The organism is Mucilaginibacter sp. (assembly GCF_036383575.1).
Lineage (GTDB): Bacteria > Bacteroidota > Bacteroidia > Sphingobacteriales > Sphingobacteriaceae > Mucilaginibacter.
The window spans coordinates 1-15,438 of sequence record NZ_DASVOB010000358.1; the positions used below are offsets into that span (position 1 = coordinate 1).

General features: G+C 44.8%; 9 protein-coding genes. 2 read left to right on the plus strand and 7 right to left on the minus strand.

Translation table 11 applies throughout. From position 1 onward, the window contains the following. Positions 1 to 79: 79 nt before the first annotated feature. Entirely contained in the window at positions 80 to 1,702 is a 1,623-nt protein-coding gene (locus tag VF500_RS12415) for a RagB/SusD family nutrient uptake outer membrane protein (RefSeq protein WP_330859974.1), read from the minus strand. Positions 1,703 to 1,720: 18 nt separating this feature from the next. Then, the gene (locus tag VF500_RS12420) at positions 1,721 to 4,837 is read right to left on the minus strand and encodes a TonB-dependent receptor (RefSeq protein WP_330859975.1); all 3,117 of its coding nucleotides are present in this window, start codon (positions 4,835 to 4,837) and stop codon (positions 1,721 to 1,723) included. Positions 4,838 to 5,130: 293 nt separating this feature from the next. Here VF500_RS12420 and VF500_RS12425 point away from each other — a divergent pair, with 293 nt between their 5' ends. Beyond that, positions 5,131 to 5,472: a hypothetical protein gene (locus VF500_RS12425; protein WP_330859976.1), complete on the plus strand. Its 342-nt coding sequence runs from the start codon at positions 5,131 to 5,133 to the stop codon at positions 5,470 to 5,472. Between the two features lie 79 nt (positions 5,473 to 5,551). Then, a complete protein-coding gene (locus tag VF500_RS12430) occupies positions 5,552 to 7,732 on the plus strand; it encodes a TonB-dependent receptor (protein ID WP_330859977.1) in 2,181 nt (726 codons plus the stop codon). Positions 7,733 to 7,896: 164 nt separating this feature from the next. On the opposite strand, the gene VF500_RS12435 is transcribed toward VF500_RS12430, so the two are convergent. The 5 genes from VF500_RS12435 to VF500_RS12455 all read right to left on the minus strand — a co-directional run bounded on the left by VF500_RS12435 (position 7,897) and on the right by VF500_RS12455 (position 14,961). Then, the gene (locus VF500_RS12435) at positions 7,897 to 9,252 is read right to left on the minus strand and encodes a hypothetical protein (protein WP_330859978.1); all 1,356 of its coding nucleotides are present in this window, start codon (positions 9,250 to 9,252) and stop codon (positions 7,897 to 7,899) included. Between the two features lie 3 nt (positions 9,253 to 9,255). Further along, positions 9,256 to 9,996, minus strand: coding sequence for a superoxide dismutase (locus tag VF500_RS12440; RefSeq protein ID WP_330859979.1), 741 nt, complete (start codon positions 9,994 to 9,996; stop codon positions 9,256 to 9,258). Between the two features lie 106 nt (positions 9,997 to 10,102). Next, positions 10,103 to 10,945, minus strand: coding sequence for a DUF4397 domain-containing protein (locus VF500_RS12445; protein WP_330859980.1), 843 nt, complete (start codon positions 10,943 to 10,945; stop codon positions 10,103 to 10,105). Positions 10,946 to 10,955: 10 nt separating this feature from the next. Next, positions 10,956 to 13,724: a TonB-dependent receptor gene (locus VF500_RS12450; protein WP_330859981.1), complete on the minus strand. Its 2,769-nt coding sequence runs from the start codon at positions 13,722 to 13,724 to the stop codon at positions 10,956 to 10,958. A 274-nt stretch (positions 13,725 to 13,998) separates the two neighbouring features. Continuing rightward, a complete protein-coding gene (locus tag VF500_RS12455) occupies positions 13,999 to 14,961 on the minus strand; it encodes a cytochrome-c peroxidase (protein ID WP_330859982.1) in 963 nt (320 codons plus the stop codon). Positions 14,962 to 15,438: the final 477 nt, after the last annotated feature.

Sequence of the window (15,438 nt, forward strand, 5' to 3'; positions counted from 1 at the left end):
GTAGTTTTAGGCAAAGTAAGAAAAAAAGGCAGCAAGACCGCTGCCTTTTTTATTCGTTCTCAATCAGCGCATATGCCAATTAATATCCGGGGTTCTGTTTCAGATTTTTATTCAAATCTATCTCTGTTTGAGGTATTGGCAACAAGTAATTCTTAGCCGCGTCAAACACCCGTGGTGTTCCCACCTTAATGGTAGTGCCCGGGGTAAGGGTTAACGCGCCATTGGTTTGGTTCACACTACCTTGCAGGCTACCCGTAACCTGCCCGTTCATTACCTGCTGACCAATTTGCCAACGCTGAATATCAAACCACCTCAAGCCTTCAACAGCCAGTTCTACCCTCCGCTCGCGGCGCAACAAAGTACGCAGGCTTGCCTGGTCGTTATACTTTGCCTGATCAACAGCGGGCAGGTTTACATCCGGGCGTTTCCTTACCGAATTGATATCGTCATAAACCGTTGCATCAATTTTATTGCTCTCGATCTTAGCTTCGGCATCCATCAGTTTTATTTCGGCATAACGGATCAGGATCACATTCATGCCTACCTGGTCCAGATTCGGGAAGTCGGCAATTACAGGCGTGTATTTCCGTAAACCATAAGCCGAAGGACTACAATTGTTATCGCCCCAATGATCTAAAGTTTTAGGGCTGCTTGATATAGGATCATAATATAAACCATAAGGCAGCCTGCTGCTATATTGCGTACCCGGATAAAAAACGGTCGCGGTAAGCCTTGGGTCGCGGTTTTGATAAGGTTGTGTTGGGTTATAGCCCGATGCCGGATCATCAATAGTTTTACCATTGCTTGTTTCGTAAGCATCTACAAGGCTTTGGGTTGGCGCTATAGAGTTATACCCACCCAATGAGTTGATGGTCATGTTCCTGGCCCAACCAAAGTTATTATCGCTTGCTTTAAACTGAACATCGAGGATCACTTCCTGGTTATCAGCAAAAGGCTGACGGAACAGGTTAACATAGCTTGGATAGATGCTGTAAGTAAACGGTGGAGCCATTAGCTGCTGGCAATCGGCAATACATTCGGTATACATTTTATTAAAAAGCTCTGTCCTGGCCTTTAAGGCTATGGCCGCGCCACGCGTTATCCTGCCGATATCAGAACCGGTGTAACTAACCGGCAGATCAGGCGCAATGGCAGCAAGTTCTTTTAAAATATAGGCTACAACATCGGCTTTGGTTGCCTGCGGCGCTTTATTTGCCTCATCGGGCGAAACATTATGTTCAACCAGGGGCACTGCGCCGTATAACTGGCTGAGCGTAAAATACTCATAAGCCCTTAAAAAACGCGCTTCGGCAATAAACCTTGCCTTTAACGTGGCATCCATATTGGTAGCGCTAACGTTATCTAAAAACCAGTTACAGGTTTGGATACATTTATAATTCCATTTTGAATAGCCCGGATTAGTTGGAGTTGCAATCCCGGCAGATAAGCCCAGCCAATTTTCCCACGGAAACTGATCAAATGTATTGTCAGAATTGTTATCTGCAAAAACTCCGTAATAGCCATTGTTGCCGCCCCCCCATTTTGAGTAACAGCCATTTAAAGCTGCAAGGGCATCGTTAGACGATTTCCAAAGTACACTATTGGTGTACGAATCTAACGGGGCCCTATCCAGAAAAGCCTTTCGGCAGCCGGATACCGACATCGAGCCCAATATAATTGCGGTTATGATTAATTTTTTCATCTACGGTTTCTTTAATAATTAAAATGATACCTCAATACCAAGCGTATTTGTTTTTAACTGCGGATAAGATCCGTACGCGTTATTGCCGGCACTGGTTTCAGGGTCCACCCATTTATAAAAGCTGGTGAACGTAAGGATATTTTGGCCGCTGTAATAAACCCTTACACCTTTTACACCTATCCTTTGCAGTGGCTTGCCGGGTATGTTATAGCTCACCAATAAATTTTTCAGCCTTAAATACGACGCATTTCTCACCCAAAAAGATGATACAAAGCTTTGCGGGTTATTTTGCGAATAAGTTGACCATAACCTTGGGAAAGTGGCGGATGTGTTGGTCGGTGTCCAGGCATCGAGCAAGGCGGTTGTTGGATTTCCAATATTTGCCTGCTGTAATGAACCAAGTTCAAAACCCTGCACATAGTTTTTAACACCCAAAGCCCCCTGGAAAAAGGCGCTCACATTGAAGCCCTTCCAACCAGCACCAAGCGTGAAACCGAATGTGGTTTTAGGAAAAGGCGTTCCGAGGTAGGTACGGTCGTTGCCGTCAATTACACCGTCGGGTTTGCCATTGGGCCCGCTGATATCTTTGTACATCAAATCGCCGGGGCCTATAACGCCACCGCTTTGTTTGGCATGCTGAGCTACTTGCTGCTGCGTTTGGAAAATACCCTCTACCTGGTACCCATAAAACGCTTTGATGGGCTCGCCCACAACCAATCCGCTTGAGATAGAACCTGTACCTGCCAGGTCAGTTATCTTATTGGTGATGAATGAGGCGTTTATCGCGATGTTGTACGAAACACTGCCGATCTTATCGCGATAGGCTGCGCCAAATTCCCAGCCCTTGTTACGTACCGATCCGGCGTTTTGGTAAGGTGTGGTAAAGCCGTAAACACTACTGGCCGGCAATTGGAGCAGGATATCCTTAGTGTTTTTTACAAAATAGTCGGCCGTGAAACTAAGCTTGCTATTCATCAGCTCCATATCGAAGCCCACATCGGTAGTGGTCGATTTTTCCCAGGTGATGAGCGGATTAGCACCATTATTAAGCGCTATGCCCGGAGCCAGAGTTTGGTTAAATGAATAGTTTTGCCCGCTTGAAATAACTGAAATAGCGGGATAAGGACTAACTATATTCAATCCGCCCATACTGGCCAGCGTTTGGCTGCCGTTATTAGGATTTGCTAAAGTCTGGTTACCTAATTTACCCCACGAGGCCCTTAACTTAAGCAACGGAATAGTGCTTGACAATGACTCAAAAAACGATTCTTTGGATATATTCCAGCCGGCAGAGAAAGATGGGAACACGCCCCACTGCTGCCCCCTGGCAAAGCGCGACGAACCATCATCGCGAATATTAGCCTCGAGTAAATACTTGCCATCGTACGAATACCGTACACGGCCAAAGTACGAAAGCAACGCCAGCTGACTGGCTGTACCGGCATTTTGCTGCCCTAATGATGGTGCCGCGTTAATTTGCGATAGGGAGCTGTTCAGAAAGTTTTGCCTGTAGGCGTACAGGTACTGGTAATTGGTAAGTTCCTGCGAGGCACCGGCCAATACATTAATTGCATGTTTTCCAAAATGCCTGTCGTACTCCAGCAAACCCTGCAGGTTGTAATAACTGTTAACTACATTAGCATTGGCCAACGAACTTTGACTGATAGTTGCCTGCACCGAGGCCGGATTTTTCGGATCGTAGTAAACATCTGCCGGCTTAAACTCCTGCGCAGGGTTGGCATTGTACCGGTATGCGAATGATGGCTTGAAGTGCAACCCCTTCACCAATTCCCAATCCGCACCCACATTACCTGTAAAAAGCGTGTTTTGATTGTTATTGTAGCCAGGCGAATTAAGCCATGCAATAGGGTTACCAAACGATAAATAGTTATACACGCCATTTTTATACTGGTTTACAACCGTACTGCTCATGGCAGCCGTAGTACCAATAATGCCGCCAATATCACCGCCACCTAAACCATCGGGTGCCTGGGTTGGTGCATATAAAAATGAGAGATTGGCGTTAACACTGAAATTTTTTGTAATGGCCGAATTGATATTCATGCGGGTTGAATATCTTTTGAAATTTGATTTCTCAATAATACCATCCTGTTGAAAATAACCCAGCGAAAAGGCGTATTGAGTTTTCTCGTCGCCACCGCTAACATTTACAGCATGATTTTGCTGAAAACCGCTTCCTTTGTAAAGGAAACCCTGCCAATTGGTATTGGGATGCGTATCAGGATCTGTTTGGTTTTTAAAAAGAGTGATATCGTTCTCTGTCCAGTAAGGTGATTGACCTTCATTAGCCAGCGCCTGGTTGTAAAGTGTAGCCGCCTGCCATGATGGTAAAAAATCCGGAAGATTGGATGCTTTTTGCTTACCCGCATACCCGGTATAATTCACCTGCATTTTTCCGCTTTTGCCACGTTTGGTAGTGATCAATATCACGCCGTTGGCAGCCCTGGATCCATAAATTGAGGCGGAAGCTGCATCTTTTAACACAGAAACAGACTGCACATCATTGGGGTTCACGTCTGATAAGCTGCCGATAATGCCGTCTACCACCACCATCGGGTCGCTGTTGTTTAGTGTACCGATACCGCGGATGTTAATATTACCGGATGTACCGGGCTGGCCACCTGTGGTTGTAACGGTAACGCCGGCCATGGTGCCCTGTAACGCGTCATTAAGATTAGTAACAGGCCGATCCTGTAACTCTTTTGCCCCTATTGAGGCTACGGAACCTGTTAGGTTGGCCTTTTTCTGTGTGCCATACGCTACAACAACCACTTCATTCAGGTTTTTTCCCTTTTCATCGGGTTCCAGGGCTACATCGCCATTCCAGTCTTTTGTAACGGTTACAATCTTTTTCACGTAGCCGATAAATGAAAAGGTAAGCTTTGCCCCGGTTTCGGGAACACTGATCTTGTAAAAGCCGTTTACGTCGGTGCTGATGCCCTGGCCTGTTCCTTCCAGTAAAATACTTACTCCCGGCAGGGCCTGACCATGCTCGTCGGTAACATGACCGGAGATGCTTCTTTTTTGTTGGGAGAAAACTTGCTGGTAGCAAAGCAGCATAATGCAGCACAGCAAATACATGCCCAGTTTTTTAGGTGGTACTTTTTTTTTCATAATGGTTTTTTTTGAATAATTGGTTATTCTGTTCTGGTCTATTCTTTAATAAAGGTAGTAACAAAAATGATACCTCCAAACATTTTTATTTTTTTGTTTTGGGGAGGGGGTTTAATTCCGGCTGGGCATAGCCTTTACCAAAGGTTTATAAGGCCTTATAGGGTGAAATTTGGTAACAGTAATAAAGAGATGGGTACCGTGCTACACCTCCTGCACTTTTGTTATCTTTGTTACCAGTGATCAAGAGAATTACCTGTTATTTTTTGGCGTGCCTGTTTTTAACAGGGAGCCTCATGCTGCCTTTGGGCGATTTTTCTTTATTACGCGACATCCCAAAGATGTATCAGAATTACACAAAAGTCACTTCTGCGGAGGAAGCAGGTGTTATTGATTTTATCGGCGATTACCTGATGCACGGCAAAGATCTTTTTGGGCATAACGGGCATGATAAAACCCCGGTCAAAGGGGACGAGATACAGTTCCAACATTCGGCCCGCCCCCTGAACATTGTTTTCCAGCATCTGACTATCACCTTCCAGATCAGCCCGGCTGCGCTGCTGACACACCCAATCTATGCCCCGGTATTTTATACCGGTGACTTCCGGAACAAGCTGTTTAGGCCGCCGCTTGCCTAAGTTTTAGCTAACTCATAAAATTTACTGTTCCATTTATTCACATGCCAGGCATTCTCATGCACGGGCTTCATTGATATTCATGAAAAAACTTTTCATACTAATCTTCTGTATGCTGCTATGCTATCGGGGCGCAGCTCAAAATATATTCCAGGCTAAGGTCATTAACAATCAAACAAAAACGATCCTCAAAGGTGCTACCGCGACGATCCCCGATTTAAAAATTTCTGCCGGTACAGATACCGGTGGCATCATTAGAATACCAAACATCCCAAACGGGAAATTTGAAATAGAGATCACTTACGTGGGTTTCGCCAAAAGCGAAAAGGTTTACAGCTTTCCGCAATCCAACCCGGGACAAGTTATTGAGATTGGTTTGGAACCATCTACCGGGGAGCTGGCCGAGATCACCGTTCAGACCACCCGCACCAACCAAAATCTGAGGGACATCCCAACACGGGTAGAGGCTCTGCCTTTAGAGGAACTGGATGAAAAAAGCACGATGCGGCCCGGGGATATTAAAATGCTCTTGGGAGAAACCACCGGTATCCATATCCAACAAACTTCGGCAGTAAGCGGTAACGCCAGCTTTCGCATCCAGGGCCTGGATAGCCGTTACACCCAGTTGTTACAGGACGGGATGCCACTTTACGCCGGCTTCTCCGGTAATTTAAGTTTATTGCAGATCAGCCCACTTGATTTAAGACAAGTTGAGTTTATCAAAGGCTCCAGTTCCACTTTGTATGGCGGCGGGGCAATAGCAGGTCTGGTAAACCTCATCAGCAAAGTCCCGGAAAAGGAACCGGAACTAACCATGCTATTAAACAAGACGAGTGCCCATGGAACTGATGCAAGTATTTTTTATAGCGAAAAAGGACAGCATACCGGCACAACTATCTTTGGTTCCTATAATTATAACGGGGCTTATGATCCGTCAAATACCGGCTTATCGGCTATTCCGCAAACCAACCGTTTTACAATCAATCCAAAAGTATTTTTATACATGGATGACCGTAATTCAGGCTGGTTTGGGTTGAATACAACCTATGAGAACCGTTTAGGCGGCGACATGCAGGTGATCGAAGGGAAAACCGACAATATTCATCAATACTTTGAGCGTAATCAAACTTTCCGGTCCTCAACGCAAATGTCCTTTACTCATAAAATTAATGAAGAAAGCAAGATCAATTTCAAGAATACCATAGGCTATTTTGCCCGGCACTTAGGTGAACCAGGGTTTGATTTTAGAGGCAAGCAATTGTCTTCTTTCAGTGAGGTAAACTATGTGCTAAACGGGGAGAAAGCTTCATGGGTGGCCGGGGCCAATCTAATCACCGATCATTTTACGGCTCAACCACCGCAAAATGCATTAAACTACAACCAAACCACCATTGGCGCATTTGTACAAAACACATGGAAAGTGATCAGTTGGTTTTCACTTGAAAGCGGCTTACGAGTGGATGATAACATCCCTGCTCCCAGCAAACCGACCACGGGGATCTTTATCTTGCCTCGGCTAAACGCCCTGTTTAAGATCACAGATCATCTAACCAGTCGCATTGGCGGCGGTTTAGGCTACAAAATGCCAACGCTATTCAATGATGAAAGTGAGCAGAGTGGTTATCAGCATATCCAGCCTTTGAACATCGGCAATACGCAAGCTGAACAATCTTACGGATTAAACGGCGATCTGAACTACCGGAGCACACTGGGTGATGAAAGCGTGATTAACATTAATCAACTATTCTTTTCGACGAGGGTTGACAGACCTCTGATCTTGCAAAACAATGCTTTTATGAATGCACCCGGTCATTTACTTTCGCAGGGGGCCGAAACCAATATCAAACTGGTAATGGATGAACTGGTGTTTTACCTGGGCTATACTTATACAAATACCAAACAATATTTTAACGGGTTGACGACCATTCAACCCTTAACTCCTAAAAACCAGTTCAGCTTCGATTCAACTTATGAGATCGAGGGCAGTTTCCGTTTTGGCGCAGAAAGTTTCTATACTGGCCGGCAGTTATTAAGCGATGGTACAACTGGAAGAGGCTATGTAACCTTTGGTTTTTTGGTTCAAAAAATGTGGAAGCACTTTGATCTATTTATTAATGGTGAAAACCTTACCGACCAACGGCAAAATAAATGGGGTACCATTTATACCGGTAGTATCACCAACCCTGATTTTAAGGATATTTACGCACCTTTAGATGGTGTGGTGGTCAATATGGGGATACGGATCAAATTATTGAATAAATAATGCAGATAGATAAATTTGGTTATTTGTAACTCAAATGATGCCTTGTCAAAATACACTACCAACCATGTTAATACAGGGTTGGTAGTGTATCGGTAAAACAGCAACGGATAATCGAAGTTACATTAATCTTTAAACGGATTCCGTACGGCACCCGTTCTTACCAATCAATCGCCCTTTACATTGGCATTTCTTTTTACTGCAAGCGGATAATCCTTTTCAATCCTGTTAAGCGCAACATATATGGAGTCATTTTTATGAACCAATCCTTTCAGGATAAACCTGCCGGGTGATGGCACGGTATAATTAAGCGTAACAACCTCCGTTGTATCTGCACGATTCTTCAAAGTAAGCACATGCTTAACGGTGTCAGCCTTGTAACCATAAAACAACCGGCCTATATTGCCATAGTATTCGGTAGTGCGGATCTTGTTCTGAGTATTCAATTTAAAAGGCTTGGCTATCTTAATACTGATGGTATTGAATTTTTCAAACACTACATTTTGCCAGCGGACGGTATCATTTGGGGCATATGGCAAAATCTGGTTATTTAACTTAAACTCACTTACATCATAAAGGCCGGTAAAGCTTTGCACACCCTTATCAAGCGGTAATTTAAAAGTTTTGCCAGCAGCGTAAAGGCGTTCATAATGATATCCGCGGTAAAGCAGAAACGCAAAAATAAAACCAGCTTTCAATACAATACGGGTAGCCCTTTTCCATTGTTTTGAAAAAGCAGGTGGTTGAATATAATCTATCGCTGCCTGCCGGTGACTGATGAGGATAGTATAAAAATTACCTGCATCTTTTGCCAAAAGCGCCAATGAGAGGAACAGCAGGTGCAGGCTGGCCAGCTCTACCCCGGCATCATACCCAATATTCACAAACCAGATAGGGAGCAGTATAGCAATCATCATCAACGCGCCCAATGTTGCTGTACGCCTGAACAAGATGAGCACAGTTGCTGCAAGCTCAAAGATCCCCGCAAACACCTCAAAAAATGGAGACACACCGGTGGTAAGCCAGTAAAGCTTTCCGGGAGTAAAATCGCCCAGGTTAGTATTTAACTGGCTCAGTGTAGGGAAAGGCATTTGCACCGGGAACACCTTGGCAATGGCAAACCATGACATTCTTAAAGCTACCTGGTAACGCACCATTATAAAAAACAAATTATAAAGCTTGTTTTCACCTCCCTGTGTTCCCAGCGCATTTTGCTCTTTGTGCCTTAGTTTATCAATGAAGGCCCAGGCGGTTCCAATCGCCAAACAGATCAACAGGGTTATGAACCAGCCTTCATAATTTTTACCACCCTGGCTGCTAAAAAACCATGGGTTATTCTGGCTGATCACATCGATCCAGCGGTAAGGATACCCTTTAACCGAAAAGCCCGCATCAAAATCCTGCTGATAAAAAGCAGGCGCAAGTGGTATCACTGTTATAACCGCATATATAATAAATGTCCTTAACAGAATTTTTTGCAGAGATCCTGATTTGGCCGTTGTGTAACCTGTAATACTTGTCATAGATCAGGCTAATCTTTTATTCACAGCATTCCAGTTCACTACATTCCACCAGCCTGCAACATATTCATTACGCCTGTTTTGATATTTCAAATAGTAGGCATGTTCCCATACATCCAAAGCCAATAGCGGCGTACCTTTTACAGCAGCATTATCAAATAAAGGGTTGTCCTGGTTAGCGGTGGAGGTAATAGTAAGTTTTCCATTCACATTAACCAGCCACACCCAGCCCGATCCGAATCGGCCAAGCGCTGCCTGTGAAAACTGATCTTTAAATTGTTCAAATGAACCAAAAGCTGCAACAATTGCATCTTTGATCTTTCCATCCGGCCCGGCCGAATTTGGCGTTAAACTTTCCCAAAAAAAGTTGTGGTTCCAGGCGCCGCCACCATTGTTACGCGCCTTTGGCGAAAGCTGCGAGGCGTGGTCAAAAAACTCTTTCTCAGTACTGAAAGTCAGTTTTTCGGCCACAATAGCATCATTCACATTTTTGATGTAGGCAGTATGATGTTTGGTATAATGGATCTCGTTGGTAAGGCCATCTATATGTGGTTCCAAAGCTTTATAGTCAAAACCAAGCGGCACCTGGCTAAATTTTAAAACATCACCGGGTTGCAAATGGCCTTCATTTTGGTTGTAAGCGGCCAATGCCTTATCGGCGCTCAGGATCAGCGGACCGGTTACTGCAACCGCCACGGTTGCTTTAAGGGTATTTTCAATAAATTGTCTTCTGCTGTTTGTTTTCATAATGTGTTATTGTTAATTACCTAAAATGAAGCTGCCCGGTTCATTAAACCGGGACAGCCTCTTTTTGCACAACTCATTCCACCATGCTGCGCTTTATCATTAAAATTTAGTTATGAGTAAGTATGGTTGCCCCTATGGCCGATGAACCCGGCGTGCCGTTGATGTAAATGGTATAGATCTTCCCCGCGGTAAGCGTTACATTCTGTAGTTTATCAACTGTAATACTAACTGCTGAATGATCTGCTGTTTGCGTAACTGAAAAATTAACGGTGCCTGCATCCACGGCAACAAAAGGCCCTAATGACCAGGTATTCAAGCCCGAGCCAGATAGTACAGAACCGCCTGCCCTGCCATAAGCTGTATTGGTAAAAAGGGCGGTTTGTCCTGTTACACCAAAATCAACATTGGCGCTGCCTGGTGCAAGGTTTACAAACCTAACTTTAGCTTTCCCGCTCGCCGGTGCGCTCAGATCGTCATAAAAAAGAATGAGCGAATCGGCCGTTGCTTTGGTGTTTTTAACGGCGAAAACGGTATGATAATAATTAGCGATAGGGCCGTTAGGGCCACCGGTTGAAGTAAAGGTGGCGCTGTTGCCGAACTGCCTTGAGGCTTTGTATGATGTATTTGTACCTTCGGTAAAATTGATCTGCACATCGCCAAACTGGGTATCCAGGTAATCGCTTTTTGTGTTAATGGCTACTGCTGTTTTGGTTACCTGCGTGGTATAAGCCCAAAACTGGATCCCGACGTTTACCGGCCGCGCGTTCACAAAACTGATATGGGCAGCAAGTGCTGGCCTGTCGGCAGCGTTAATATTTAGGTAATCTGTTTTTTTGCAGGATGATGCAAAGATTGCCACTGCGCTTAGCAGCAGCCATACTTTGTTCATTTTTAATATAGATGCCCTTTTTATTGTTGGCTTATATTTTACTTGATATATACTTTTCATGATTAAGCTATTATAAATGAGCTGATATTTTGATAAATGGCTGAATGCCCGCACTGCCGTTCTGAATGCCGACAACCGTAGGGTTGCGCAAACCTGCTATAGATGGATCGGAGTAATCGCCTAAAACATTAAATACGTTGTTAACGCCTACAGTGCCCTGGATCCTATCGGTAAACTTGTAACCCACCGAAAGATCAGTTACCCAAATAGGTTTAAGATTTTGATAAAAATAAACAGGATTAAGCGGGTCGGCTGCACTCAGCTGCGATGCTGTGGTTACTTTACCAAAGTAAACAGTACGCGCCAGGAAGGTGAATTTATCCACACTATAAATACCCTGCAGGTTTACCTTTTGGGCAGGAATATTGGTAGTCACCCTTGCCCTTTCGCCGGGGCTCAGGATCACGTTCTTGTATTTTTCGAGGCCTTTAGGTGTGTTTACTTTAGTTACCTCGTTCTTTTCAAAGTTACCGCCGAACAGGAAGTTTATATTTCCCTTGTCCAGTAGCAATTTGTAACTTCCGGTAAACTCAATACCCTTGGTACGGGTACTAAACTCATTGTAAAAAAAGTTGGCCTGCGCGGCACCTGTTTGCTGAAACAGGGTTTTAACATCCTGCGGCAGGTTAGTATCTGTCGAGGTAAAATTACCTGTATTACCTACCCTGTTATCAATATTGATCAGGTAAGCATCAACCGTTAGCTCCACGTTACTGCCCGGTGCCGAGGTTAAGCCCAATGCGTATCCCTTTGATTTTTCGGGTGATAGTTTGGGGATGCCCAGCGCGCGCGCTGCAGCACTTTGATTTGATGCCGTAAGGATATCAACTCCCCTGCCCTGTTGAAATGAGGTAGATATGGAGGTATAATAAGATTGCGCCAGATCGGGTGCCCTGAAACCGGTATTGGCTGATCCGCGAATGCTAAGCCACCTTGCAAAGCTGTAACGTGTAGCGGCTTTCCAGGTAAATACATTCCCGAAATCTGAGAAGTACTCGGCACGACCGGCACCCGAAACAAGCCACTCTTTAGTGACATTCAGCTCCAGATCGGCGTAGCCTGCGGTAACGGAGCGGCTTACATTAACTGCATTTTCGGGCCTGAAACCCAAATGGATCTGTGAACCTGCTGAAAGACCGTTCAGCGAAGTTACACCGGCATTTGAAAGGTAGGGGATTCCGCCGGTTGTAGTATCGATATCAACAATATTGCGCTGATCGGCCTTTGAATAAGAAGCTTCTTCACCCGCAATGATCTGGAAACCTTCAACCCTGTGTTGGGCACCGAACGCAACGTTTAAACCTTTTGATATTTTATTAAAGTACCGGGTAAAATCAAGCGCCGTTGTGTTTTGGCTGGCATTATAACTACCGGCATCAAAACTGGTAGGGCTTTTTAAACCCAAACTGGCATTCAGTGAGTTGTCAACCCGGTTACCGAATATGTTTTTACCATATACGTTTGAGAAATCCACGTTCCAGTCACCAACCTTACCTTTTATGCCAACAGCTATCGATTCATCAACTATATTATTTTCCATAGCTGGCAAAAAGCCATCGGGGTAAATAAAGTTGTTGTTTCTTGATGTCCAGCCAGGTAAACGATAAGTGGCCGTAAACTGTGAATTACGGCTGCTGATACCACCAAAGGCATACAGCTCTGCCGAGTTTTTTAAAGGTAAACCCGCGTTGAAAAATAACAACGCATCCTGCCCGGCATTTGATCCGCCGGCACGCTGGTCAAAAAAGTGACGATCAATACCCCGGCTTGCCAAAATAGCATCATCAATTGCTTTGGTATATATAGCATCATATGCGCGTGTATTTGCGCCGCCACCGTAAATAGGGCCATTATATAAACCTGCGTCTTTTCGACCTGCCGGTAACGAAATGGCCTGGGTAGCATATTCTGTAGTGACATTAATGTAACCGCCATTGTTGCCTAAACCAACACCGTAGTTAGCGCTTGTACGGGTAACTGCACCATCTCCGCGCCTGCGCACACTTCCCGAAGTATTAACCGCGAAGTCATCAGTTTTCTTTTTTAATACGATATTGATAACCCCGGCAATAGCGTCCGATCCGTACTGGGCAGCAGCGCCGTCTCTCAATATCTCGATCCGGTCAATAGATCCGGTCGGTATAGCATTGAGGTCATAACCGGTTGAACCGTTACCCAAACCGCCGTAGTTTACGTTGGCGCTTTTATGCCTCCGTTTGCCGTTCACCAATACCAATACCTGATCGGGGCCTAAACCACGAAGCTGGGCAAGGCTTAACGCCGAACCGGCATCACCCGCGTTGCTTCCGTTAACCGAGTGGAAAGAGGGCGAAATATATTGCAGGATCTGCGTTACGCTTACCTGTGGGGCAGATTCCAGCAGCGGTTTAACGTCTATCACATCAACCGCCACCGGCGAGTTCAGTTTGGTGCGGTTGGCATTACGCGAGCCAACTATCTGCACCTCGTTAAGGGCGTTATTTTTTGATGGCTTCAGGCTGATCTGAAATTGTTTTATTCCATCAATTTCCACTTCCTGGCTTTCAAAGCCTACAAATGAAAACACCAGGTATTTACCATTACGGATCACGATGCTAAAACTACCATCAGCTTTAGTGACGGCGCCTTCGTTTAATCCTTTAACAGTTACGGATACGCCCGGCAATGGGGCTTTGTCATCGGCAGAGGTTACCACCCCTGTTACCGTTCGTTTTTGCGCATATATGTTTTGCCCGAAAATGAGGGCGAAGAACACAAGCAAGAGTACAATTTTCTTCATTTTTACAATAGTTCAAGGGCAAAGCAGTGGCTACGGCAGGGCACTTCGTGCCCCGCCGGCAAATGCCTGCCTGGTTGGGGTTAATAATTATTTGTTGGGGTTGATCTTCTTAAAGTCGTTTAAAATCATTTCTTTTCTTCGTAGAGACGCATCACATGCGTCTCCCGGGAGCAAATTACCACAGCCTTATCCTGCGGGTTAGCTTGTCCTAAATAAGACGCATGTGATGCGTCTCTACATAAAACAGTAACAGCGAATTGATTTTAACAACTTTTCAATTTAAGGCCAGTTTTTGCTTGAAACGGTCGTCGGTAAGGGTCTTTAAAAACTCAACTATATCATCAATTTCAGCATTGGTGAGGTTAAGTGGTTTCTCAAGCGCCAGGTCGCGGTTGATACCGTCCTTAACCACCAGCGATGGGTTGTTGTAATACTCAACCACACTTTTCAATGTTTTGAATTTACCGTTGTGCATATAAGGAGCAGTAACTGCCACATTACGTAAGCCCGGAATTTTAAACTCACCGTCCTCGGTTTTATTTTTTGTTATGACCGAGCGGCCCGGATCATTCAGATCCTTCCCGTTATACAGGCCAATACTTTTAAACCTGTCGGCAGTAAAATCCTCGCCCGAATGGCAGTTGTTACAAGCGGCCTTGCCGATGAACAATAACCGGCCGCGGGCGGCAGATTCAGATATGGCATGGTCATCACCATTCACGTACCTGTCGTAAGGGCTGTTTGATGTTTCAAGCGTGCGCTCAAATGAGGCAATGGCTTTCAACAGATTATCTTTGGTGGGTGCTGATTTAAATATTTTTTGAAATGCATCGGCATAGTATTTATTGTCGGTTAATTTTTTCACGGCATCTTCAATTGGCAGCCCCATTTCTGTAGCCGATGTTATAGGGCCTAAAGCCTGCTCTTCGAGCGAGGCAGCCCGGCCATCCCAAAAAAGATGCGGTCTGCCGGAGAGGTTGGTCAATCCCGGCGAGTTACGGGCAGTGAGGTTGCCTTTTATGCCTTTGCTAAAAACAGCACTATCGGCAAAAGCAAATTCCGGTTTATGGCATGATGAGCAGCTGATAGTATTATCACCCGATAGTATCGGATCAAAAAACAATTTTTCGCCCAATTGCTCTTTGGTTTGTACATCATCTTTAGTGCCCACAAAACTCATAGTGCTGATCAATGTGACAATTGCTGCCAAACCCAGAAGTATTTTTCCTTTTTTCATATCAGTATGCATTTAAGCTGCGGGTTAAAAGTTCAGGCCTTTGCCGGGGACATCCAATCCCCCCGGCTCCGGGCCTCTTCCAACGTTACATGAGTTTTTAAATGCTTTTATTAGTCAAAACAATAGCCCTTCACCCTGTATAGGGTGATTAAGCATAATAAATTCTAAAGTGGTATCCTGTTTTGCTAAGAAGCTGCTTAAAAACAATTAAATAAAACTGCTATATCTCTCCCACGTCAGTGCGAGGCACGAAGCAATCCCCGACTATACAGGGCGGATTCGCATAGCCCCTCTGCCTCTTGGGGATTGCTTCGTGCCTCGCAATGACGACTTTTATACATGTTTTTAAACAGCTTCTAAAGACTACTGCGCATTTGCAGTAAGGTTAACATTCAGATCAAAATCATCATAGATCACCTTATCGCCCAGGTTTTCAAAAAAGTTTTTTGACCGGAATTTGATATCATACTTAGTACG